The 24,326-nt window shown below is 56.9% G+C and carries 20 protein-coding genes and 2 pseudogenes; 9 read left to right on the top strand and 13 right to left on the bottom strand.

Annotated elements, in window-relative coordinates; translation table 11 throughout:
• Window positions 1-16: 16 nt before the first annotated feature.
• Window positions 17-1,396, top strand: a complete 1,380-nt coding sequence (locus TU81_RS14480) for a sodium:solute symporter (protein WP_048395736.1) — start codon at window positions 17-19, stop codon at window positions 1,394-1,396.
• Window positions 1,397-1,577: 181 nt separating this feature from the next.
• The gene (locus tag TU81_RS14475) at window positions 1,578-1,829 is read left to right on the top strand and encodes a phosphopantetheine-containing protein (RefSeq protein ID WP_048395734.1); all 252 of its coding nucleotides are present in this window, start codon (window positions 1,578-1,580) and stop codon (window positions 1,827-1,829) included.
• A 137-nt stretch (window positions 1,830-1,966) separates the two neighbouring features.
• Here the strand turns inward: TU81_RS14475 and TU81_RS30945 are convergent, their stop codons facing one another.
• A complete protein-coding gene (locus tag TU81_RS30945; protein ID WP_256580670.1) occupies window positions 1,967-2,098 on the bottom strand; it encodes a PA1414 family protein in 132 nt (43 codons plus the stop codon).
• A 139-nt stretch (window positions 2,099-2,237) separates the two neighbouring features.
• Window positions 2,238-3,131 (bottom strand): putrescine utilization regulator PtrR, encoded by an 894-nt coding sequence (gene ptrR, locus TU81_RS14470; RefSeq protein WP_048395732.1) that lies wholly within the window; start codon window positions 3,129-3,131, stop codon window positions 2,238-2,240.
• A 104-nt stretch (window positions 3,132-3,235) separates the two neighbouring features.
• Here ptrR and TU81_RS14465 point away from each other — a divergent pair, with 104 nt between their 5' ends.
• Entirely contained in the window at window positions 3,236-4,426 is a 1,191-nt protein-coding gene (locus TU81_RS14465; RefSeq protein WP_048395730.1) for an MFS transporter, read from the top strand.
• On the opposite strand, the gene TU81_RS14460 is transcribed toward TU81_RS14465, so the two are convergent.
• The 3 genes from TU81_RS14460 to TU81_RS14450 form a co-directional block, all read right to left on the bottom strand.
• Window positions 4,362-5,294 carry a DMT family transporter gene (locus tag TU81_RS14460; protein ID WP_038982029.1) on the bottom strand — a complete coding sequence of 311 codons (933 nt, stop codon included), beginning with the start codon at window positions 5,292-5,294 and terminating at the stop codon, window positions 4,362-4,364. The two genes, TU81_RS14465 and TU81_RS14460, sit on opposite strands and share 65 nt — an antisense overlap.
• 163 nt (window positions 5,295-5,457) lie before the next feature.
• Window positions 5,458-6,903: an NCS1 family nucleobase:cation symporter-1 gene (locus TU81_RS14455; protein ID WP_038982028.1), complete on the bottom strand. Its 1,446-nt coding sequence runs from the start codon at window positions 6,901-6,903 to the stop codon at window positions 5,458-5,460.
• A gap of 421 nt (window positions 6,904-7,324) precedes the next feature.
• The gene (locus tag TU81_RS14450; protein WP_030131899.1) at window positions 7,325-8,161 is read right to left on the bottom strand and encodes a CvfB family protein; all 837 of its coding nucleotides are present in this window, start codon (window positions 8,159-8,161) and stop codon (window positions 7,325-7,327) included.
• Between the two features lie 351 nt (window positions 8,162-8,512).
• On the opposite strand from TU81_RS14450, the gene TU81_RS14445 reads away from it, so the two are divergent.
• From TU81_RS14445 to TU81_RS14435, 3 genes are all read left to right on the top strand, one after another.
• A complete protein-coding gene (locus TU81_RS14445) occupies window positions 8,513-8,701 on the top strand; it encodes a hypothetical protein (protein ID WP_017337097.1) in 189 nt (62 codons plus the stop codon).
• A gap of 210 nt (window positions 8,702-8,911) precedes the next feature.
• Complete coding sequence (locus TU81_RS14440) at window positions 8,912-9,628, top strand: TorF family putative porin (protein ID WP_038982027.1); 717 nt, start codon at window positions 8,912-8,914, stop codon at window positions 9,626-9,628.
• A gap of 77 nt (window positions 9,629-9,705) precedes the next feature.
• Complete coding sequence (locus TU81_RS14435; RefSeq protein ID WP_048395729.1) at window positions 9,706-10,575, top strand: DUF6279 family lipoprotein; 870 nt, start codon at window positions 9,706-9,708, stop codon at window positions 10,573-10,575.
• A 126-nt stretch (window positions 10,576-10,701) separates the two neighbouring features.
• Here TU81_RS14435 and TU81_RS14430 read toward each other — a convergent pair whose 3' ends face one another.
• The gene (locus TU81_RS14430; protein WP_038982025.1) at window positions 10,702-11,094 is read right to left on the bottom strand and encodes a hypothetical protein; all 393 of its coding nucleotides are present in this window, start codon (window positions 11,092-11,094) and stop codon (window positions 10,702-10,704) included.
• A 201-nt stretch (window positions 11,095-11,295) separates the two neighbouring features.
• Between TU81_RS14430 and TU81_RS14425 the strand changes: the two genes are divergently transcribed.
• Both TU81_RS14425 and TU81_RS14420 read left to right on the top strand, forming a co-directional pair.
• Entirely contained in the window at window positions 11,296-12,030 is a 735-nt protein-coding gene (locus tag TU81_RS14425; RefSeq protein WP_038982024.1) for a DUF899 domain-containing protein, read from the top strand.
• A 347-nt stretch (window positions 12,031-12,377) separates the two neighbouring features.
• Window positions 12,378-12,650, top strand: a complete 273-nt coding sequence (locus tag TU81_RS14420; RefSeq protein ID WP_008076699.1) for a hypothetical protein — start codon at window positions 12,378-12,380, stop codon at window positions 12,648-12,650.
• A gap of 96 nt (window positions 12,651-12,746) precedes the next feature.
• Here the strand turns inward: TU81_RS14420 and TU81_RS14415 are convergent, their stop codons facing one another.
• The 4 genes and pseudogenes from TU81_RS14415 to TU81_RS14400 form a co-directional block, all read right to left on the bottom strand.
• A complete protein-coding gene (locus tag TU81_RS14415; protein ID WP_038982023.1) occupies window positions 12,747-12,980 on the bottom strand; it encodes a hypothetical protein in 234 nt (77 codons plus the stop codon).
• 9 nt (window positions 12,981-12,989) lie between these two features.
• Window positions 12,990-16,241: pseudogene (locus TU81_RS14410) on the bottom strand (hemagglutinin repeat-containing protein); the annotation flags it as partial.
• 81 nt (window positions 16,242-16,322) lie between these two features.
• A pseudogene (locus TU81_RS31280) lies at window positions 16,323-18,910 on the bottom strand (two-partner secretion domain-containing protein); the annotation flags it as partial.
• Between the two features lie 24 nt (window positions 18,911-18,934).
• Complete coding sequence (locus TU81_RS14400) at window positions 18,935-20,641, bottom strand: ShlB/FhaC/HecB family hemolysin secretion/activation protein (RefSeq protein WP_048395724.1); 1,707 nt, start codon at window positions 20,639-20,641, stop codon at window positions 18,935-18,937.
• Between the two features lie 468 nt (window positions 20,642-21,109).
• Between TU81_RS14400 and TU81_RS14395 the strand changes: the two genes are divergently transcribed.
• Window positions 21,110-21,382 (top strand): hypothetical protein, encoded by a 273-nt coding sequence (locus TU81_RS14395; RefSeq protein ID WP_038982020.1) that lies wholly within the window; start codon window positions 21,110-21,112, stop codon window positions 21,380-21,382.
• 74 nt (window positions 21,383-21,456) lie between these two features.
• Here TU81_RS14395 and TU81_RS14390 read toward each other — a convergent pair whose 3' ends face one another.
• From TU81_RS14390 to TU81_RS14380, 3 genes are all read right to left on the bottom strand, one after another.
• Complete coding sequence (locus TU81_RS14390; protein ID WP_038982019.1) at window positions 21,457-21,867, bottom strand: hypothetical protein; 411 nt, start codon at window positions 21,865-21,867, stop codon at window positions 21,457-21,459.
• Between the two features lie 250 nt (window positions 21,868-22,117).
• Window positions 22,118-23,293 carry a tetratricopeptide repeat protein gene (locus tag TU81_RS14385; RefSeq protein ID WP_038982018.1) on the bottom strand — a complete coding sequence of 392 codons (1,176 nt, stop codon included), beginning with the start codon at window positions 23,291-23,293 and terminating at the stop codon, window positions 22,118-22,120.
• A gap of 490 nt (window positions 23,294-23,783) precedes the next feature.
• On the bottom strand, window positions 23,784-24,326 hold the full coding sequence (locus tag TU81_RS14380) for a hypothetical protein (RefSeq protein ID WP_048395721.1): 543 nt from the start codon (window positions 24,324-24,326) through the stop codon (window positions 23,784-23,786).

Raw genomic sequence — 24,326 nt, 5'->3', positions numbered from 1 at the left:
TCGGAGACACGCCATCATGGCTTTGGATTTATTCGTCGTACTCATCTACGCCGCCGCGATGCTGATACTCGGCTACTACGGCATGCGCAAGGCCAAGACCAACGAAGACTTTTTGGTCGCCGGTCGTAACCTCGGCCCGAGCCTGTACATGGGCACCATGGCCGCTACCGTTCTGGGCGGCGCATCTACCGTCGGCACCGTGCGCCTGGGCTACGTCCATGGCATATCCGGTTTCTGGCTCTGCGCGGCTCTCGGTTGCGGGATCGTGGCGCTGAACCTGTTCCTCGCCAAACCGCTGCTGAAACTGAAAATCTACACCGTTACCCAGGTGCTGGAAAAACGCTACAACCCGATGGCCCGCTCCGCGAGCGCGGTGATCATGCTGGCGTATGCGCTGATGATCGGCGTGGTCTCGATCCTGGCCATTGGCACCGTGCTGCAAGTGCTGTTCGACCTGCCGTTCTGGCTGTCGGTATTGGTCGGCGGTGGCGTGGTGGTGATTTATTCGGCGATCGGCGGCATGTGGTCCCTGACCCTGACCGACATCGTCCAGTTCGTCATCAAGACCGTGGGCCTGATGTTCATCCTGTTGCCAATCTGCCTGTACCGCGTCGGCGGTTGGGATGAGTTGGTGTTGAAACTGCCGGCCACCGCCTTTAACTTCACCACGATTGGCTGGGACACCATCATCACCTACTTCATGATCTACTTCTTCGGGATCCTGATCGGCCAAGACATCTGGCAGCGCGTGTTCACCGTCAAGAGCGCCAAAGTGGCTCAGGTCGCCGGTACATTCGCAGGCGTCTACTGCATCATTTACGGACTGGCCTGCGCCCTGATCGGCATGGCCGCTCATGTGCTGATCCCGGACCTGGACAACGTCAACAACGCCTTCGCCGCCATCGTCAAACTGTCCCTGCCGGACGGTATCCGTGGCCTGGTGATTGCGGCTGCCCTGGCGGCCATGATGTCCACCGCCAGTGCCGGCCTGCTCGCCGCCGCCACCACCCTGACCGAAGACCTGCTGCCGAAACTGCGCGGCGGTAAACAGTCGAGTCTGGGTATCAATCGCCTGTTCACGCTGCTGACCGGCATCGCCGTGCTGGGTATCGCGCTGGTGGTAAACGACGTGATCAGTGCCTTGACCCTGGCCTACAACCTGTTGGTGGGCGGCATGCTGATCCCGCTGATCGGTGCAATCTTCTGGAAACGCGCAACCACCGCCGGCGCTATCGCCAGCATGGGCATGGGCTTTGCCACCGCGCTGCTGTTCATGGTCAAGGACGGTATGGACGCCAACACCCCGATCTACTACAGCCTCGGCGTGGGTCTGGTGAGTTTCGTGGTCGTCAGCTTGCTGTCCCGTCGCCCAGCAGTGGTGGCGAGCGCTGTCTAAGCTTTCTATAACGACTTGATGCTTTCTTCGACGGGTGTGGCGTCGGTTGCCACACCCGTTTTTTTCGTCTGAAGAAAACTGCTATTACGCACGATGATTGACGAGTGGCAGCGCCGACACGCCTGAAGCCTGCTGTACTCAGCACCAGGGACAACAACAATAACGCCCTCGAAGAACAATCATGACAAGAGATGCCGTTCGTACAGCCGTGCACCGCTTCATCAGCCGCCTGCTGGAGGGCCGGGATGACTTCGACGACAACACCCCTCTGGTGCAGTTGGGATTGGATAAAGAAGATATTGAAGAACTGATTTTCCATCTGGAGGATCAGCTGGGTTTGACGGCATTTACCGCCGAAGAAGACCGGATGCTCAAGACTGCGACGACCGTCGACGACTTGAGCCGGTTTTTGATTGAGATCGGTCGGTATTAAACCGCCACACTTGATCTAACCTGTCGACCGCCAAGATCGCAGCCTTCGGCAGCTCCTACAGGCGTACCCGCAATCGCAGCACAGACACACTCCCTGTAGGAGCTGCCGAAGGCTGCGATCTTTTCAGGATTTATGACTTACCGGCGGCGTTGCTGCTGGCGGCGACGTTGTTCGTCGTCAGTGCGAATAGGCACGGGTTGCAGAGGCGGTTCGATCAAACCGAGTGCGACACCCAGATCATGCAGCCAGTTTTGGATTTTCTCTTTCATGGTGCCCCCTTCAGGGTAGTGCCGAGCGGCCGAAGTTCTGTAGCCCCTTCGCACTGATAATAGTCCGAAGTCCTACGCAATGCTCGTCCAACATCGCAATGATCTGTTACTGAATTGATCCAAATCCTTGCACGCCCGTTCAAGCAAATGCCTGGGCCTGAATCGCTGCCGACGGATACACCGCCTGCTGCTGCTCGATCCACGCATTCAGATTGGCGCCGACCATACCTTTGCGCCACATCAGCCAGGTGGTCGCGCTGGCGAACGGCTCGGCCAACGGGTGAACCGCTACGCTTTCGCGCCCCGGCAGGCTGGCGAGCATCGACTCCGACATCAGCGCCACGCCGGAGCCGGCAATCACGCAGGCCAGCATTCCCGGATAAGACTCGATCTCCATCGCGCGGCCCATGGCTGCATGGTCATGGGCAAACCAGGCTTCCAGACGCATCCGGTAGGAACAGCCCTGCCGAAACGTGAACACCGAACGCCCTTCGACATCCAGCGCGCTGCGTACTGGCGGATGATCGGCTTCGCTGATCAACACCAGCCGTTCGTCGCACAACGGCACGCCGTCGAGCCCGGCCAATTCCAGAGGGCCGTCCACCAGCGCCGCATCAAGGCGCCCGGTGAGTAGACCTTCGAGCAATTCGCCGCTGGGCCCCGATTGCACCTGCAGGTTTACCGCCGGATAGCTGCGGTGATAACGCGCCAACAGCTCCGGCAGGTGAATCGCAGCGGTGCTGTACATGGTGCCGAGCACGAAATCCCCGGCCGGTTGCCCGCCCTGCACCGCCGCGTGGGCTTCGTCGTGTAAGGCGAACAGCTTGGCGGTGTAGTCCAGCAGGACTTTTCCCGCAGGTGATAACTGCAAACGCTGACGCTCGCGCACGAACAGTTCGACACCGAGTTGCTCTTCGAGCTGCTTGAGCCGGGTCGACAGGTTGGACGGCACGCGATGCAGGCGTTCAGCAGCGCGGGTAATGGAGCCCTCCTCCGCCACCGCCTGGAAGATCCTCAATTGGCTGAATTCCACGCCATTCTCCAAATCAGAACAAGTTTCTCACTATTATTCATTTTTAAAGAAAGTCAATCAGTCCTAGCCTGACGGTCATTGATCCTCGAAACGGAACTCAGACCATGTCCCCTCTGATTCGCTTAACCGCCAGCTTCATCGCCCTGATGATGGCCATGGGCATCGGGCGTTTCGCCCTGACCCCGCAACTGCCGCACTTGCTCAGTGAAGGCCAGATCGACCTGACCGCCGCCGGTCTGATTGCCGCCGCCAACTATCTCGGTTACTTCGTCGGCGCGGTGGACGCGATGTTCGCCCGTCGCCCCGAGCAGGTTCGTCGACGCCTGCTCGGTGGTTTGTGGCTTTGTGTGCTGCTGACCCTGGCCTCGTTCTGGGCAGACGGGTTCTGGTCGCATCTGGTGCTGCGTTTCGGCACGGGCGTGGCCAGCGCCTGGGTGTTGGTGATGATTACCGCATTGAGTCAACCGCTGGCAGCGGAGGTCGGTCGTCCGCGGCTCGGCGCACTGGTCTTTGCCGGGCCGGGTCTGGGGATTTTTCTGACGGGATTGTTAGCCTTGGGCTCGAACCTGCTGGGTCAGACATCCGCAACCTTGTGGCTGGTGTACGCCGGTGTCGGGCTGGTGATGCTGCTGGGGATTCTGCCGTTCCTGCCGCAGCCGGCCATCCCTTCTACGGCGACACCGTCTGCCGTCACATCGGGTGCCCAAGGTGTCGGACGTTTACCGGTGATCTATGGGTTGTACGGTTTGGGCTACATCATCCCCGCCACTTTCCTCTCACAGATGGCTAGCGCGCAGTTCCATGGGCAATGGCAAGCCGATCTGTTCTGGCCATGCTTCGGCCTGGCGGCAGCAATCGGAGTCGTGTTGGTGAGCCTGCGTCGGCACAACCCGAATACCACTCGCCATTGGCTGATGGCAACGTTGTGGTTGCAAGCCGCCGGGGTGTTTGCTTGCCTGTTAGGCAGCGGTGCCGGCTTGGCGCTGGGGGTGATCCTGTGTGGCGGACCGTTCCTGGCCTGCATGCAACTGGTGATGCAGCGCTCCCGAGAACTGGCGCCCCATGCCACCCAGCGCAACGCCGGGCTGCTGACCGCGTGCTTCGCCGTGGGTCAGCTCAGCGGGCCGTTGCTGGCCGCGCTGAGCAGTCATTTCAGCGGTGGATTGCAACCCGCGCTGCTGATCGCCGGCAGCGGTTTGCTCATCGCAGGAGGCCTGTTGCTGCGCCCGGTCAGGGTTGCCCAAGTGCTTTGCGCAAACGACGGCGGACCCACTGTTCTGCGCTCACAAAAGTGATCCCGAGCAGAACCAGCACCGCGCCGATCACAAAGTTGAGGCTCAGTTCTTCGCCCAACAGCACCACACCGAACGTGACGCCGAACAATGGCGTCATGAACGAAAACACCGCCAGGTTCGCCGCCAGATAACGGCGCAGCAACCAGAACCAGGTCAGGTAACTGAAGAACGACACCACCAACCCCTGGAACAGCACGCTGGCCACGGCAACTGTGGTCAGGCTGACATGGGTGACCTGACCGCTGAGGATCGCGATCAACAGCAGGCCGACGAAGCCGACAATCAGTTGATAAAACAGCGTCAGGGTCACCGGCGCTTCCGACAGACGTGAGGCGCGCACCACCACGGTGGTCGCGCCCCATGACGCGCCGGCCAGCACGCCCAACGCATCGCCCATCAACATGCGGTGGTCGAGGTTGTCCCACGACACGCCACCGGCAAACGCAATGGCAATGCCGATGAAGGCGAGAAAAATCCCCAGCCACTGCACCGGTCTTAAACGCTCACTCGGCAGCAGCCAATGCACGCCCAACGCGGTAAAAATCGGCGCGGTGTAGAGGAACACCGACATGTGCGCCGCCGTGGTCAGTTGCAAGCCTTCGGAAATGAAGAAGAACTCCAGGCCAAACAACGCACCCGCCAGCAAGCCGCCGCGCCAAGTATTACCGACTTGATCCCAACCGCCCTTCCAGCAGATCAACAATCCTACGAGCAACGCGGAAATACCCGACCGTCCCGCCGCCTGCATGACCGGCGCGATGTCGGGCGCGGCCCACTTGATCATCACCTGCTGCACGCCCCAGATCAGGCACAGCCCGACCATCACCTGCAGGGCAAATCCATCGGCGCTACGCCGGGTGGCACTCACCGGAACACCTCGACAACACAATCCATGGCAGTGACTCGACAGTAAAAGCCAAGCCCCGACCTTCTGGCTGAGCAGAGTGCCGGGGCGAAAAATTATGCCGTCGATTATTAACCAGATGGACAGAAAAAAGTGTCTGCAAAAGACCTTTAAATCGCCGCTTGCGTCATCCCGCTATGACCAGCGTCGCCGACTGCTGTGCCTGCTCGCGCTTGGCCAGAGCGAAGTACAGGACGCCGCCAAGGAAGCAGCCGGTGAACCAGGCAAAATTGGCCATCGGCTGCAGGACTGGAATGAACGTGATCGCTACGCCCATCAGGGTGGCCGGAATCAACGCCTTGACCGCCGTCCAGTTGATCCCGCCGCTGTAGTAATAACGTCCGCTCGGGCCGTCGTTAAACAGTGCATCGACGTCGATCTGCTGTTTTTTGATCAGGTAGTAATCCACCAGCAGAATCCCGAACAGCGGCCCGATGAACGCCGCCAGCACGTCGAGGGTGTAGTGAATCACTTCGGGGTTGTTGAACAGGTTCCACGGGGTGATGAAGATCGAAGCCACGGCGGCGATCATGCCGCCGGCACGCCAGCTGATTTTGCTCGGGGCGACGTTGGCGAAGTCGAACGCCGGGGACACGAAATTGGCGACGATGTTGATGCCAATGGTCGCCGTGACGAAAGCAAAGGCGCCGAGCAGCACCGCTACACTGTTGTCGATGCGCGCCACGGTGGCGATCGGGTCGTGAAGCATTTCACCGAATACCGGCAAGGTGCCGGAAACGATCACCACGGTCACCAGTGAGAACGCCAGAAAATTCACCGGCAAGCCCCAGAAATTGCCACGCCGCACGTCGTTCATGCTGCGGCAATAGCGACTGAAATCGCCGAAGTTCAGGGTCGGACCGGAAAAGTACGACACCACCAACGCCGTTGCCACGATCACTTGACCGAAAGCTTCCCAGCCAGACAGGGATTTTTCCGCCAAGGTGAAGCTGATGTTGCTCCAGCCGGCCTGCCAGACGATCCAGCCGGCAAGCAGGAACATCACGCCGTAGACTACCGGGCCAGCCCAGTCGATGAAGCGGCGGATCGACTCCATGCCAGTCCAGAACACCAGCGCCTGGACGAACCACAGGCTGAGGAAACCGAACCAGCCGAGGTAGGACAAACCGGCAAAGTGCGGTTCGGCATAGGCCGCCATTGAAGGAAAAAACCGCAGCACGACGATGATCAAGGCACTAGACGCCAAGTACGTCTGAATTCCGTACCAGGCCACCGCGATCAGGCCGCGGATGACTGCAGGAATATTCGCCCCGAACACCCCGAACGCCAGGCGGCAGATCACCGGGTATGGCACCGCGGCTTGCTGACTTGGCTTGGCCACCAGGTTGGCGATCAACTGCACGATGCAAATCCCGCCCAGCAAGGCAATCAACACCTGCCAACTGGCCAGCCCAAGTGCAAACAAACTGGCGGCGAACACATAGCCGCCGACGCTGTGCACGTCACTCATCCAGAAGGCAAAGATGTTGTACCAATTCCATTTCTGCGGCAGCGGCCCCAGGTCCTGGTTATACAGGCGTGGGCTGTAGCCGTTGGGCAATTGCTCGGTCATCGCAGGGCTCCTCGAAAGTACAGGCGCGGCCCCCGAGATTGATGTGGCGACCACACTGCGTACGGGAGCTGGCATGGTTTGTATACGAGTTGCTACGCAGAATGCGTGCCATACGTTCGAAAGATGCGACAAATCGGGCTTTCAACTCTGTTCAGAGGAAAGGCTTTAAGAAGTAGAGGGGATGGTAATGCCCATGAACAGGGCGTCAGCGCCTGCAAACGGTGCAGGACGTTATGTATACAAAGACATGGGTGACTGCAGCACAGTCAATCGCGAACAGGCTCGCTGCCATATAGGATTTGTGGTGAGCCCGGGAGTTTGCGCCCGACACATATTGTAGGAGCTGCCGCAGGCTGCGATCTTGTCTTTTACAGTCAAAAGATCGCAGCCTGCGGCAGCTCCTACAGGGGCCGGCGTAAGGTCAGCTGAGTTCGATACGATCAGCGTGAATGACGATCTGGCCGTTCTTGTACAACGCACCGATGGCCTTTTTGAAGTTGCCCTTGCTGACGCCGAACATGCTGCTGATCAGCGTCGGGTCGCTTTTGTCGCTGACTGGCAGGGTGCCGTTGTTGTCGCGCAACTTGGCAAGGATCTTCGAGTTCAGACTGGTGGCGGCTTCTTCGCCCACCGGTTGCAGGCTCAGGCTGATCTTGCCGTCGGCGCGGACTTCTTTGATAAAGCCCTTCTCTTCTTTACCGGCGCGCATGAACTTGAAGATTTCGTTCTTGTGGATCAGGCCCCAGTGCTTGTTGTTGATGATTGCCTTGAAGCCCATATCGGTCGCTTCGGCCACCAGCAAATCAACTTCCTGACCCGGGGTGTAATTGGCCGGAGTCTTGTCCAGGTAGCGGTCCAGACGCGCCGTCGCGGTGATGCGTCGCGTGTGTTTGTCGAGGTAGACGTGCACCACGACATACTCGCCGGCCGTCATCTGGCGCTTTTCTTCGGAATACGGCAGCAGCAAATCCTTCGGCAAACCCCAATCCAGGAACACGCCGATGCTGTTGACTTCAACGACTTTCAAACTGGCGAATTCACCGACCTGAACTTTCGGCTTTTCGGTCGTAGCGATAAGTTTGTCATCGCTGTCCAGATAAATAAAAACGTTGAGCCAATCTTCATCTTCGCTGGGAATATCTTTAGGGATATAACGATTAGGCAGGAGGATTTCACCATCCGCGCCACCGTCCAGATATAAACCGAAGTTAGTGTGTTTAACCACTTGCAAACTGTTGTAGCGCCCGACTAAAGCCATGTCCAATACCCTCATTGCGTGGGCGGCATTCTACCCGGTTTTGCGGGCCGCGTTCGGCGGCCGGCCCGGTGGCGCAAGAAAATCCATGGAAGGGCTTAATTTTCCTGGGTTTTGCGGTGTGCATTTGGCCGCTCGTCAGGCCATTAGGGTGCCCTACAGCTTGGTCTGGCTATCCGAAAAGCGCTTTTTCTTCACTTGGGTTCTTAGTTAAAACAGCGGCTTAGGGGAACATTGCGAATAATAACTTGCGATAAATTGCGCTTCTCCAAGGTGTATTTCGGGAGGATATTTACCAAGCAATTGTCAAGTATTTCCTGTACGATGCCTGGCCAAGTTAATTTCTACAGGTTAATGGCCGCCATGCGTGTAAAAGCATCCAACAGCAAAGCAAAGCCAGCTCCAGCCGTTGAAACCAGCGAATCGATCAACAACCAGATCGCTGCGTTCCTCAAGTCCGGCGGAGAGATCCAGCAAATTGCCAAAGGCGTCAGCGGCCAGACGTTCGGCCCGTCCAAGCAGATCACGCTGGGCAAGAAGTAATTTTCCCCGCGTTAACTGGTCCCTAAGCGCTTTGAGCTTCGAAGCGCTTGGACTGGAACCCTTCCGCAATACCCCATAAAACAAATCAATATTTCAAAAATCGACGAACGGCCCTCGATGCCGAACATTCGTCGGTATGCTTGCACGTGTCTGGATCAAGCGTTTCAGCAGGTTTTCAGTACCTGCTCCTCGCTGTTCATGGAGTGACGCATGTTCAAGCCCTCTCTTTTCCTGCTCGGCAGCCTGCTGTGGTATTCGGTCGCCCAAGCGCAAGTCTTTCAGCGCGAACTGGGCGACTTCGATCTCAAGCTCGCCACCACCCCCAGTCGCAGCATGGCCCAAGGTCTGGTCAAGCCCTCGACGACCGGCTCGTTCCACGGCGGCCTGGACCTGAGCCATGACAGCGGCTTCTACGTAGGTCAATGGTCCCCCAGCATGGGACTGAGCCCCTCAAGCAATCTCGAAGTCGATTCCTACATGGGCTTTAAACAGCCTTTCGATCACTCCCTCGGCTACGAAGTGGGCATGATCCATTACAGCTACCCGAAAGCGGACACCCTCGACAGCCAAGAGCTGTTCGGCGGTCTGACCCTGTTGGGCAGTCGGTTCGGCGCGGCCTTCAGCAACGACCCGGACAAACAGAACAGCACCCTCTTCGCCGACCTCAGTGGCAATCAGCCGTTCGGCATCGGGATCAGCCTGAAATACACCACCCACCAACTCAACACACCGGTATCCGTCGACGATGGGTATGTAGGCAGTTTTACCGACTGGTCAGTGAAATTGTCCCGGCCGTTCATGGGCATCGATCTGGACTTGATCTACAGTGATTCAAGCTTGAGCGGCAGTGATTGCTCCGCTTATTCCGGCCACAATAGCCAGTGCGACGGCCTGGTGACGCTCAAGGCTGCGCACAGCTTCTATTAATCGGCTGAACTGCCGGGCTCATCCCGCGATCACACAAGAGAACCCCTTAAGAAACCAGGTCTTCGCAAGGACTCGCCATGTCGCACTGGTGGAAACAGATCGGCGTCATCATCACCCTCAGCCTCACCGTCGCCGCGTGCAGCCGTGTGGGCCTGGCCTACCGCAACCTCGACGCGATCATTCCCTGGACGCTCAACGAATACCTGGAGATGAATCACGAGCAAAAAGACTGGTTCAACGAGCGCCTCAAAGAACACCTGAGCTGGCATTGCACGACACAATTGCCCGGCTACCTCGATTGGCTGGATCGTTTACAAACCATGGTCGAGGCCAACCAGATCACCGACACCGCACTGCAAACCCGCACCCAGGAAGCCAAACAGGCCATCGCCGAAACCGCCCGGGAAATCACTCCGTCGGCCATCGAGCTGTTGCAGGGCCTTGATGACAAGCAAGTCGCGGAAATGAACGACGCCTTCGCCAAGGACCAGCGCAAACGCCAGGAGGCCTACCTCAAACCGTCTCTGGAGCAACAGATCAAAGAGCGGAGCAAACGCATGGAGAAACGCCTGAATGACTGGCTCGGCCCGCTCAGCCCAACCCAACAGCAACGAGTAATGGCCTGGTCAAATGCCTTGGGTGATCAGAACAAACAATGGATTGCCAACCGCGCCCATTGGCAGCAGCAATTCAGCGCGGCAGTCACGCAACGACAGAGTCCAGAATTCCCACAGCGAATCGAGACACTTCTGGTGAATCGCGAGAGTTTGTGGACGCCGGCTTACCGCGAGGCCTACGCCAACACCGAAGCCCAGGCTCGGGCGTTGCTGGTGGACGTGATGGCCGAGAGCACGCCGGCTCAGCGTCAACAGTTGTTGAAGAAGATTGAAGGCGTGCGCAAGGATTTCACTGATTTGAAATGCCTGAAGGCGGCGCGGCAGGATTAAACGGACCACCACAATCCAATGTGGGAGCGGGCTTGCTCGCGAATGCGGTTTAACATTCATAATCCATGTCGACTGTCACACCGCATTCGCGAGCAAGCCCGCTCCCACATGAAATACACGTGATCTTCAGGCAATCTGCGCCTTCGACGCCACTTCATCAAACGTCAATTCCTCCAGCGCATCCTCCTGCTCATCCAGCACCTGCCGCGGATGCTCATTACCCGGAATGCTGCTATCGATCAGGCTCAACAATCTCGAGCCCCGAGGCGTCAAAATGTAATTCTCGCCATTGCCACCCTGGTCCTCCGGACGAGGCTCGATGTAATCCCGCAGCAACAGTAACTTTTCGTACTCACCAGCCACCGTTTTCAGGTGATCCAGGTTCTCAAATGGCTCGCCCGCGTTGGCTTTTGCCGCCGCATACTGCTCGGCGTAGGGCCGCGGGGTGAAACTGTGGCCGGCGCCGTTCTGCACTTCATGCAGCAAGCGTTCAATCAAATCCCAGTTATAAGTCGTCATCCTGATCAACCTCCAGAGCCCGTGAGTGAAATGGCCTTCATAGGTTGTGACCGACAGGGAGGGCGGCCGTTCAGCCTGGTTATTTCGCCCTACCGACCGGCGGTATGTCGAATAGGGCACAGGCCAAACGACTAGGCTATGTAAGACGGTTTACCCCTCTGCGCGGATCGACTTTCGCCACAGCATGCAGGAGAAATCACCATGAACATTCAGAATCATCCGGTCGTGTCCCGAGAAGAATGGCTCGCCGCCCGCAAACAACACCTGGCCCACGAAAAAGCCTTCACCAAGGAACGAGACAAACTCAGTGCCGAACGCCGCGCCCTGCCCTGGGTGAAAATCGACAAACCCTACCGGTTCCAGGGCCCTAAAGGCGAACTGAGCCTGGCCGACCTGTTCGGCGGTCGCAGCCAATTGATCATCTATCACTTCATGTTCGCCGCTGGTTGGGACGAAGGCTGCCCGGGTTGCTCGTTCCTGTCCGACCACATCGATGGCGCCAACCAACACCTGGCTCACCACGACGTAGCCGTGGTCGCGGTTTCCCACGCACCGTTCGCCGAGTTCCAATCCTTCAAACAGCGCATGGGCTGGAAATTCGACTGGGTCTCGTCCGAAGGCTGCGATTTCAACTATGACTTTGGCGTCTCAGCCCGAGCCGAAGATGTCGCCGCCGGAAAAGCTACCTACAACTACGAAAAATCCGACGGCGCCGAAGAAGAACTCCCTGGGCTCAGCGTGTTTTATCGAAATGAAGCGGGGGAGATTTTCCACACCTATTCCACCTATGCGAGGGGCCTGGACCTACTGGTCGGCGCCTACAACTACCTCGACCTCACGCCCAAGGGCCGTAATGAAGAGGAGATCATGGATTGGGTGAGACATCACGATCGGTATGAGGACAAGGCGCCGGGTAGTTGCTGTCATGGGGGATAGGCCGCAGCCATCGCGGGTTTTGGCTCGGATTGAACACAACATCCGCCAACACCACAAATCCCCTGTGGGAGCGGGCTTGCCCGCGATGACTGACTGACATTCAACATTGATGTCGACTGATACACCGCTATCGCGATCAAGCTCGCTCCCAGAAGGTTATATGGTGTTCTGTAGGTTGCGTCCGGTTGACTGACTACAACTGCGGCAAATGCCCTACATCAACCTCGGAATCTGGCACCTTGCACCGCTGGAATGATGAAGCTTATAGTCAGCCCGTCGCCCAAAAGGCGACCGGGTTTGGCGACCCGACCACAGAGAGTCCTTATCAATGACAAGAGACTCCATCCATGGATAGATACATGCCCCTCACCGGAATCGACCTGATCCCGGCTTCCCTGCTCATCGACACACAAGCCCCACTCGACGTCCTGCAAGCCATGGCCGACTACCGAATCCGCACCGTCACTCAGGTACTGGAAAACATCGCCTTTCGCGCCGAGATCGGTTGCGACACGGTGGTGCTTTCCGACTTTTCAAAACTGCTGGCCATACCGTTGCGGGATGGTTGTGATTTGATGGATGTAATTGGCAGACGGCTGCGGGCGCAGGCTGCGGAGTGAAATGAAAACGGGCGACCTGAAGGTCGCCCGTTTTCATACAGTGCATTCAAGTAAATCAATGCCATTTACCAACCAGAACAACTTCCCGTATCAAACCTACTTCATATTCGACACATAAGGATCAATACCAGCCTGTATCAACCGCTTTTGTAAAGCGACCAACATTTTCGTCGCGGCTTCGGTACTCAGCGAAGCTTCCCGGGCTTCCTGCTCTGATATTTCATCCTCGCGCATAGCAACCTGATGTGATCCGGCATCGTATCGTACGAAAAATCGATCCCCGCGAGCCCATATCTCCATGTCACTGAACTGAAAAATTTTCTTGTCCATATCCCACCTTTACCGAAAAACATTAGAAACGGTGTAGCCTCCTGGCTGCACAGGATTTATCACAGCTTCTGGCAAACCTCCAGGACTAGTAAATCCACCGGGTCTCCAAAAATCGTTTGCACCAAACTCATTACCTGATGGAATGCGATATCCATCGACTTTTGTAATATTCACCAAGACCGGATTGTTACCAAGATACCCTTTATCAAGCCCCAGATATTGTTCTAACTTCGAGACATCCCCGTTTGCGCGCGATATCGCATCTTGCGCAACACTCTTAGGCAATACCCTAGTTTCAGTCCTACCAATGGTCCCGGTAGGTGCGGAGGGCTGAACACGAACAACACCTTCGTCAAACATTTTAGCGTGCATATCTCTATACGCTTGAGAAAGATATGTATCAGGAAGAGGTCGCGAGCCTTTTTCGATTGACAAAATCTTCTTAACAATATCTCGGCTTAACGTTTCAGCCGTGATTGGAGGCGGGACATATATCGGCACATCCGAATCCGGCATCAGATCTTGCAGCTTGTTGATCTTAGTTTTGACGACGTTGATATCAACCGACGCGCCGATTTTTTTGACGGTGTTGACCGAAACGTCGATCCCCATTCTCGAAAGAGTCAGCGCGCTGTTGGCGGAACTGCTCCCCCCGCCAATCATGAGCTGTACTACAAGCGCCAGCGCCTGCCCCATTTGATTGCCAAGATTTTCTGCGTTGGCGTCGCCGCCTTCGACGATCGCCTTTCCAATCTGGTCAATTTGGGACTTGAACGCAGCGGCTATTGCGTCACCCAACAGCGCCTTGGCCTCATCGGAAGATGCAAACTCCTTGACGGCTTCCCAACTCTGAACTGGGTCGGTCAAGAACGTGACTGCGCTATCCAAGGTTCCTAAACCCGCTCCAGCCATCCCGTCCGTGAAGCCTTTGAGGACCCCCGAACCAGTCAATACATCCTGCCGTAGAGAAGTGATCTGCCACTTTGTAGCGATCGCCAATTTCTTGAGCAAATTAGGTTCAGCATCAATTTCTTTCTTTGCCTGAACGTACTGCTGCGTCGCCAACCAGTTGTTATCAACGTTCGCGGTAGCCGCGTTGTTGGCAGTCGCCGCGCCGTTCGGGTTGCTCATGGCCGCAATACCGGCCACCAGGCTGGTGATGATGTTGCGTTTGGCTTCTCGCTCTACTGCGGTTTCGTTCGGATCGGAATCGGCGAACAGACCGGCGAGCACACTGGCGGCAGAACCACCCAAAGCGCCGGCCGAGCAGCTCTGGTTACTGGCGGCAGCGCCAGCACAACCGAGAATTGCATGCAGGGCTGCGTGCTCAGGGCTACCTTCCTTCAGACCCTTTTTAACCAGTTCGCCGATATACGCCGAGCCTTGTTGCTGGACGTAATTGACCACCATGTTCTGCGCGAACTGGGCGCCGCTGCCGGCCACATTTCCGCTGATACCGGCGACCAGGGCTGTTGCGATTTGCCGGTAAGTGCCGCCGGCTCCCCAGTTATCGCCGACCTCCTTGATCTGCTGATTGAGCTGCAGGTAGTTCTCGTGGTGGGCTATCCGCTCCGCGATAGGCAACGTCTCATTATTAGCAGCAGCCTTTTCCTTATTGGCCTGCTCCTTCATCTGGTCGATTTCTCGCGCACGACTCTCAATGTACTGAGAAACGTTCTGCACGAACTTGCCAACAATCTCAAAATCCACACCGATTTCTTGTGCATCAAAGATCGGTTTGAGTTTGTTACTGCCATCACGATCGCTGGAGACATCGGTATTGATCGCGGCAATTGCCTGCTCTGCCGTCTGACCGGTCAACTCCTGCTGCTTGACCGTATTGGTGATGGTGACCGCTGCGCCGCTGATTCCGCTGTGGGTGATGCTGCTGGAACTGTCACCGGCATACAACACGACAGGAGTGTTAGCGCTCACCCCACCTTTTCTCGGTGCGTTAGGCCCATTTGGATTAGCTGTCGCGCTGGCATTGCCTTTGCCATCAAGGCCTATTTTGCCGCCGTAACCGCCGCTCAAGTTGATGCTGGTGGCGTCGTACTCAGCCTTGTTCTTGATGTCGGAGCTGGTGAGTGTTCCGGTGCTCAGGGTGTTTTTTCCATCGGCTACCGCTTTGTCGGTACTGGCGATGACCGCTCCCTTGAGGTCGGTATTGCCGGTGACCTCTACCTGAAATCCGCCATTACCCGCCTTGATGCCCGATTGCTCGCTGACACTGGCGTACTCGCTGTGCATATTCTGCGAAGACACGCCGCCACTGATACTGCTCATGCCAGCACAGATCGGCGGAACACAGATACTGACGCCGACGTTCGCGCTCGATTGTTTAGAGGTGTAGGTGCTGGTGTCCTGCAGGCTCTCGATGTTCAGATCGCCGCCCACCTTGACCTTCACCAGGTCAGCGGAGACGACCCCACCTTTGATGTTGGTATCCCCACCACTTTCCAGGTTGACGCTTTTACCGCCCTTGATATGGGTGTTGGTCTGAGTGACGTCGTCGCCATCAGCATTACCGCGTCCCGCATTGGCCGCCAGCTCGAACGAGATGCCGTTTTGCGCCCCACCAAAGCCGATCCCGATCCCGGCACTCCAGCCGCTGTTGCTGTTGGTACTTTCCTGATGCGCCGTGTTTTGCGCCGACAGCAGGTTAATTTCACCGTCAGCCTTCAAGCTGACATCGCCGCCGCCCTCGATCCGGCTGCCGACTACGTTGATATCGCTGTTCGCACCATCACCAGTGGCAACGACCTTGACGTTACCGCCCGCCACTACATCGCTGCCCACTACATTGCGACCGCTTTGGCTGCTTTCACTATGACTGCGGCTGTCACTGAGATTGACGCTAATCTTGATCCCGGTTTTCGGGCTCTCCATCAATGCCTGACCGGCATCCATAGCCTGCTTTGCACTCATGGCTGCGTTCACGGCTGCCAGTGCAAGCATTCGCCCGTCATTGGTTTTCTGCGCCGCTTCGCCCATCTGCTGAATGCCACGCAACGCGTCAAGCAGCGGAATGCTCACCGTTCCGCCGATGGCCGTACGGATGGTACTGGCCGTTTTGGTGGATTCCATGGTGTCGAAACCGGCCTCGATATCGACATGCTTGGCGGTGATGCCGATATCACCCTGAGGCGTGACTAACTGGCTGGCGGTCTGGGTGTAATGGTCACCCGCCGTGAGGCTGATATTGCCGCCCAGCGACGCGATCTGGCTGCCCGACTGGCGGGTAGAGGTGTATTGATCGGCTTCTTTCTGCTTGACGATCCCTGTCGCACCCTGCCACCAGGAGCCTATTTCACCGACTTTTTTACTGCCGGATTTTGAGCTCGAAGTCTCGGTATTTTCAGCGCTAGTGATCTCTAGATTGCGACCGGCATCAATGCCGATGTTTTTGTCGGCCACCAGCGTACTGCCCTCAACAACAGTGTCACGGCCACTCTTGATTTGAATGCTGCCGCCACTGATATCACTGCCAATGCTTTGGGTTGAGGTCGTTTTCCCTTGTTGCGATTTTTGTGTGGAAGACAGCAAACCCGTGAACGTTGCACTGGCCTTGCTGGAGCTTTTCGCCTGTTCGGTTGTTTGAGTTTCCTCGCCCGCACCAATCAATACGTCGTTGCCGGCGGTGAGTTTCACCGCCTCTTCAGCACGCAGTGCAGCGGCCGTCAGCGAGATGTCGTTGTCGGCTTTCAGCTCGATGTTTTTTGCGACCAGCTCAGTACTGTTCAAGCGGGTCTGCGTGACTTCCGAGCTGCTGGACTTGCTGGAGGACCATCCCTTTTTAGACGATGCGTTAGCCTGGCTTGCGTAGTCTTCGGCGGCATCAAGATTGATGTCGCGGCCTGCGGTAGCGAGCAATGTCCCATCGCTGTTCAGCTTGGCGCCTGTGGCGTTGAAATCCTGCCCGGCAGAGATCACCAGCTTATTCCCTGCCTCGACACTCGAACTGACAGACATGACGCTGTCGGTTTCGGTCATCGTCGACTTTTTCTTGCCGAATGAACCCTTCTTGGTTTTCGAGTAATAGGAGTAATCGACGTTATCCGCTGTTTCCAGGTTCACATCATCGCCAGCAAACAAATAGGCCTCATCCCCCGCACTCACCCGGCTGGCAATCAGATCCAGATCCTTGCCAGCGCTGAGGGTAATATTGCCCCCGGCATTGACCGTGCTAGACACCTGACTGACATGATCTTCCTGACTGGTAACCTTCTTACTCTTGCTATACGAGTGCTGCTCATCCGCCGCCGAGGCCAGAGTCAGATCGCCAACAGCGCTCATGTTCACATCGCGTTTGGCGTCGATCTGACTGGCGATAGCGGTGATATCCCGTCCGGCATTGACCTTAAGGTCCTGCCCTACATCAATGTCTGAGCCATATTGAGTGATGGTCTGATCACGATGCCGACCGCGCTCACCACTGACGATCTGTTCGGCTGAAGTGAGGTTGACGTCGCGACCGGCAGTGATCGTGGTATCAGCACCGCTTTTCAGCACGCCGCCAACGTTGTTGATATCGCGTCCGGCGTTGAGGGTGAGCGTGTTTCCGGCTTCGATGCGGGCGGCGTTGTCGACGAAGTCAGTGCGTTCGTTGCGATAGCCGCTGCCGCTTTCGTGAGTGGTGACGGTGCGTTCGTTGATCACGTCGTCACGGGTGGCAGTCAACGTGACGTCACGGCCGGCGATGATGCCACCGGCCTTGTTGACCAGGTTGTTGCCGGCTTTCAGGTCGAGTTCTGCGCACTCAGGCTCATATCGCCCGTGGCATTGCGGTTGGTGTCGGCGTTGACTCCGGCTTCGATGATGCCGTTGTTGGTCAGCACACCGCCGGCGCTCAAGGTGATGTTGTCCCGTGCGGCGAGGGTTTGCTGGTTGATCAGGTTGCCCTGGGTTTGAATGTTGACGGCGGTGCCGGCGTAGACCGGTCCCTGAGCATCGAGGCTGGCGGCTTTGACGTTCACTGCCCCTGTGGCAGAAGTCTGCGCGAGGCTGAGATGCCCATTGGCATCGAGTTGGATATCCCCGCCACTGGCGGCCAGATTGCCGTCGAGTTTCACCCCGACGCCGGCTTCGGTGCCGACTAGTTTGATCGCACCCGCATACATGCCGCCGAGGGCCGAGGAATCGATGGCCAATTGCGGTTTGGCGCTGCCGTCATCGGCGCGGGCGGTGGCGTTAAGGCTGTCGGCGTTGACGTCGTTGCGACCGGCAACGATGGTCAGGTTCCTGGCCTGAATCTCGGCGTTGATCTTGGCGCTGCGGGTGATGATTTCGAAGCGGTCGACGTTGTTGGCATTCAGCCCGGCGCCGTCGATGGCGACACTACCCTGATCGACCTGAAAACGATCCAGCCGACCCGCGCCATCCATCACCGGTTTACCGGTGGTCAAGGTCACGCGAGGGGTATTGATGAAGCCGCAGCCGTTGCAACTGATGCCATAAGGGTTGGCGACGATCACGCGCGCCGACTGCCCCGCCACTTCGGTGTAACCACGCAACTGACTCGGGCTGCCGCCAACCACTTCGTTGAGGATGGTTTGTGCGGCGACTCCGTTGGTCAGGTTCGGGTTGCCGATGATGATCCCGCCCAATTGCGTCGTGCCGGTCTGGTTGGCGACGTTGTTGAGGATCACGCCCTGGGTGCCGACGTTGTAATCGTGAAACTGGTTATGCGACAGGCCGCTGCCGTTGGGCGTAGCGATCTGGACAATCGGTACCCCGTTGCCCGCCTGCCCGAGGCTGGTGCCCGGCGAGGCCACCACAATGCCGTCAGCCTGCGCCCACATCGGTTGCCAGAACATGACGTTGGCTAACAGGAACGCCAACCCGCGCTTGGGCATGCCCCAGAAATGCTCACGGTTTTTGACCGCAGCAGAGGGCTGGCCAGCGAGGAAGGCGTAGTTGCGAACGTCCATGTCAGTGTTCTCGAAGAGGCGTAACTAGAGGAAGAAATCCACGCGGAAATAGATCGGCGCTTCACGCTCGGTCAGGGTGTCCGGGCGTTCCAGGGAATGGGCGAAGGTCACGCTGGCGGCCAGATGCTGACCCCGGGCAAACAACTCCACCGAGTTGCTGGACATGCGCCCGTGCTGATCGCCGTTGTAGCGATCGCCACGGATCACGCCCTGGTCGTAGCCGAGGCTGGTGCCGTATTCGGCGAACACCGGGCGCAGCCATTCCAGGGTCACCGGACGGCTCCAGCGCAGGTCGTTGCGCCAGTAGCCGCCGCTGTCACCGGACAAGGATTGATCCTTGTAGCCACGGATCGACGACTGCCCGCCGAGGCTGGTGCGCTGCGGGCTGAACAGCACGTCTTCACTGCGCTGGCCGGTCATCAGGCTGCTGAAACTGAAGGACTCGCCCCACAGCTTGAACGGCTGCAAATAACTCGCGGTGGCGGTGTATTTGCGGTAACGCGCGTCCGGCTCGCCGGGGCCCGGGTGACCGTTGCCCTGAGCGTCGAACGCGCCGATGCCTTCCTGCATGCCCAGGTCGAGGTTGACGAACGCGCTGCCGACCCGCCGACCGTGGTTGATGCCGAACTGCGCTTCGCTGATGCGGTTGCTGCTCAGCTTGAGTTTGCTGTCTTCGATGAAGTTGTTGGTGCGCAGGTACGACAGGCCGGTGCTGAGGGAGGTCTTGCTCAGGGCGTCGCGATGGATCACCCGCTCGGCGCGTAGCTGATGGTTTTCACTGTCGCCGGTCTGCTTGAAATTGAAACCGTTGGCCTGAGCTTGCGAGCGGTATTCGCTCTGACTGTAGGTGTAACTGAAATTCCACCAGCCCCATGGCACGCTGTAATTGAGCATCGCGTTGTTGGAGGTGTGCTGGTGATCGGTCATCGCATCGTGACCGCCGCGCAGCATCAACTGATCGGCCAAACCGAGCGGGCTGTCCCAATCAAATGTCGTGCCCCACTGCTGCTCGCCGGTGCTGCGCTGGCCGTCATTACTGCGGGACAACCCGGCACGCCACGGCTTTTGCGGGGTGTTCTTGACCAGCACTTCACTGCCACCAACGTTCTTGCCCGGCGACAATTCCATCTGCGCCTGATTCGACGGCAAGCGGTTCAACTGATCGACCATCTGCTCGATTTCCCGCAGATTGACCAAGTCACCGCTCTTGCCGGGGAAAGCCATGCCCAATTCACGGTCCGACAGATGGCTGCCCTCCGCGCCCTTCAACCCTTCGAGCCTGCCCTCGACCACCAGCACCTTCAAATGCCCGCCAGACAAATCCTGCTGCGGCAAATAGGCCCGGCTAGTGACCAAGCCTTTTTCGATGTAGTAATCGGTGATGACTTTCAGCAGCTCGTTGAGCTGTGTGACACCTAGGCACTGACCGATGTAAGGCTTGAGCAGACGATGTTTATCGCTGTCCGAGAGACTGTCGGCGCCTTTGAGCTCGATGTCCTTGATGGGGAAACAACGCGCGTCGGCCGGGGCCGTCGGTGGCGTGGGTTTGGCTTCCTTGCCGGGTAATTCCTTGAGCTCTTCGAGACGTCGACGCTGCTCTTCGAGCAAGCGATCCTGACGTTCGCGGATCAGATCGGTTTCACCGGGAGTGGGGGCGGCATGAGCAAGGTTCAGCGGAGAAAGGCACAGCAAAGCCAGGCACAACCTCGCCACGAGGGCGGGTGGGTACATGTTCGATCCCTCGAATGGAGAGTGATAGCAGAATAGTGGCGCGATATTAGATGGCCAGTATTCTGGCGTCAATGAATGGATCCATTTGGGGGTGGGGGTCGATGAGCGGTAGGGAGTGGGTGACGTGGGATTTGATGAATGTCATGCAGACGACTGCCTGTGCAGACAAAGTCCTACGTAAACCTCGGAATCAGACGCCTTGCACCGCTGGAACGATGGAGCTTATAGTCCGCCCGTCGTCCACATGGCGACCGGGTTTGGCGACCTGACTAACGAGTGCGAGAGCTGTCTGCTTATTTGCAGGCGCCTCCGCATCCGCAAAACTGCTTTTTTATGGCAGTTGTGCGCGGGAGACCTCCGGGTCTGCCGGTTACTCGTTTCCGGTTCGCCAACCTGCGTACAGCTGCCACCCTTTTCGTTTGGCGACGATTCGTTGGCAGTCTCAATAAACTAAACGAGGCTCCACCTATGGATAGATACATGCCCCTCACCGGAATCGACTTGATCCCGGCATCTCTGCTGATCGACACCCAAGCTCCACTCGATGTTCTGCAAGCCATGGCTGACTACCGCATTCGCACCGTTACTCAGGTGCTGGAAAACATCGCGTTTCGCGCTGAAATTGGTTGCGATACGGTGGTGCTTTCCGACTTTGCAAAACTGCTGGCCATACCGTTGCGCGATGGTTGTGATTTGATGGATGTGATTGGTAGGCGGTTGCGGGCGTTGGCTGCGGAGTGAATGAAAATGGGCGACCTGTTGGTTGCCCGTTTCCCGTTATGCGAACAAATAAATCTGATGCGTTTGGATTTTTTCTACGACAGTTTCACGGTGACTACTGTTTCCAAGGATTCAGACAGTCCAAGGAAATACCTCCACTGCTCCAGTACCAGACGCCATTCCTGCAGGGTAAATTTACCCTCGGGTTGTCCGACCCAGTCGTCGTTGATCAGGATATCGACCTGTACACCTGAAGCGTCCATGGTCAGCTCAACATCATTCCCCCCCCCGACCTCTGATGTTTCGGAACCATCTTCGATCGACGTTATGCAGCCTAGTAGTCGATCACAATCCTCTTGTGTCTGAGCAATCGCGTTTAGCACAGTGCAAATATAGAGCTCATACCGCTCGGTATTCTCTCCAGAAGAAACCAGCGCGGCCCTGTATAGAACCTCCCCTGTAATAGGATGATTTCCCCCGGGAATATAGTAATACTTCAGCTCCATCCATCTCCCCTGCTTCAAGGTTTATAGATTGGGTAAACGGTTACCCTTGGTGACGTGTACCCCTAACCGAAGAAAAACAGGGGATACCACGTTTAAATCGAAAGAGCACAGTCCGACTTCAGAAAAACGTGTCCCCGTTTACCGCCCGGGTTGATACAGGGAGATGGAGCCCGGCCTGGATTCACCTACCCATGAATGCACAACGCGCCGGAGTGCGGCGCGTTGTGGGGGTCAGATCAACACTAGGCGATCAACGGTTTTGTACGCGCTCGATGGCCGTGTCATACACCGGGTTGGCCTTCTGCGTCTTGGCTAACTGGTAATGACGCAGGGCATCGGGAAACTGACCGGCCGCTTCATAGATACGGGCAATGTTGTAGTAGGAACCGGCACGCACGGTGGCGGCCGAATTGCCGCTGGCCAAGGCAATGGCCTTGCGGTTGGCCCAGATCGACTCGGCGGTGTTACCGGCCTTCTGATACGCCAGACCCAGGTTGCCGTAGGCCTGACCGTAGCTGTTATTCAGATCAATCGCCTGACGGAAGAAGTCGATTGCCAGCGGCAGGTTACCGGTTTTGTAGGCCGCTTCGCCTTTGGTGTTCAGGCCTTTCGCATCGGCCTGTGCCGAAGCGCTGACCGCCACCGCCGTCAGGGCAACGCTGTCATCCAGCAACGGCGACACTTCGTTCAACACGTTTGCCGCATTGACCCTGGCACCCGTAATGCTGTTGATGTCCTGGAAGTCGCCGTTGCCGGTCATGCGGAACACGGTCCACAGGTTGCCGCTGCGGTTCTGCGGCACGTAGTAAGTGCGCACCAGCGACTGGCCCATGTACACGAACACCTTGGCCTGGCTGTTAGAGAGATCGCGCGAACCCGACTCGCTGCCGTTGCTGAAATCATGCACGGCGTAGACGTAACTTTCGCCGAAGTGTTTCTTCTCCAGGGTGATGGTTTCCGGGCCATAACTGGTGGTGTCGTCGACATCCAGATTGGCATCGTCACCGTGCTGATTTTCGAAATAGATGTTGTTACCGGGGAAGATCATGTGGGAGTCGAGGTCCGACGGCGTCGCACCCCAGGTCAGCACCACGCGCAGACCGTCGAGGTTCTGCATTACCGGGCTGATGGCATAGGTCATGCCCTTGCACGGGCACTTGACCACCAGATTGGAGTAGCCGGGCTTCTTGATGATCAGCAGGTTGCCGGCATCATCGGCAAACTCAGTGGTCAGACTAACCTGGCCCTGAGCGTTGGTGCGACCCACCACGTTTTGTGCACCGTTGCGCTGCAACAGCAGCTCGGCGTCGGCGATCTTCTGGTCCTTGACCACCGCACTCAGCACTTCGATCGGCAGTTGCTCGGCCTGTACCGAAAACGCCGCCGCCCACAACGACAACACCGAAGCCACGCGAAAAAACCGCATACTTAATTCCTTTAAGTGAAAGTAACGGACATAGCGAAATGTCCTACAGATTTTGGCGCGAACCATACACAGTTTTTGCGTCCGGCGCCCGACAATCGCATAGGAAATTCGTTCACTAAGGGAATCGCTGAAAAAACCAGGGAAGTGCGTAGGAACAAGGCTTAACAATAAGTAAAAACCCTAGTAAAAATGGGGGAAAACCACGTTTCCTATCTAAGAAATAGAATTCTTTTTCGGTCTGCCCGGGCAGCCCCGCCGAGCCCGTCGCCCAATCATAGCTTCGATTTCGGCAGTAAATCGCGAACTACCAAGTACATAGTTACCATTGGTGGCAGCCCGAATCTGGTCAACCAATCCTATCTCCAACTCGCTTCTAAAAAGCTCGCGATAGACTTCAGCAAATTTATTTCCTAGATAATCCAGACAAATAAATCCGTCCCCTTTTCTCGAGTGAATGGAAATGGGCGGCCTCTGGGTCGCCTGTTACACTTCAAAAATACCCGTGAAATGCTTTAACTATCTTATCCATCACCGCATGTTGACCCGCAAGCTTCTGAAAATCTCTTGAGCTTATAAAGCTTTTCTTAAGCACCTTGGAAAACGATGAAACATTAAGACTGGATTTCACTGCTAACACACCAAACTCTTCGTGTGCGCTCTCAAATGCTAGCCAGTCAAATGCTAGATCCCCAATGACCATTGGGTAATCAACCTCACCTGCAAAAAAATCACGAAATCCTTTATTTATGAACTCCACATCCCCCTCAACATCAACACCGTCCAACAAAAAACATGTATTTTCCGAGCTTCCACCAAACCTTATAAACACAGTTGATGAAAAGTCTTCATAACTCGCAGAAATCAGCTCAATCAAAACATCTGAAAAACTGACTAACGGTCTTTCAAAAAAACAAAACTCAAAATCGCTTGTACGAAAAATCATGGCCGGTAGGTCTGTCGCAAAATTAACAACGTTTGATAAGTCTTGCGTTATACGACGAGAGTCTTCTGACTCAAGCTTATGCACCGTCAT

Source organism: Pseudomonas lini, assembly GCF_001042905.1.
Lineage (GTDB): Bacteria > Pseudomonadota > Gammaproteobacteria > Pseudomonadales > Pseudomonadaceae > Aquipseudomonas > Aquipseudomonas lini.
This window is presented reverse-complemented; position numbering and strand designations above follow the sequence as displayed.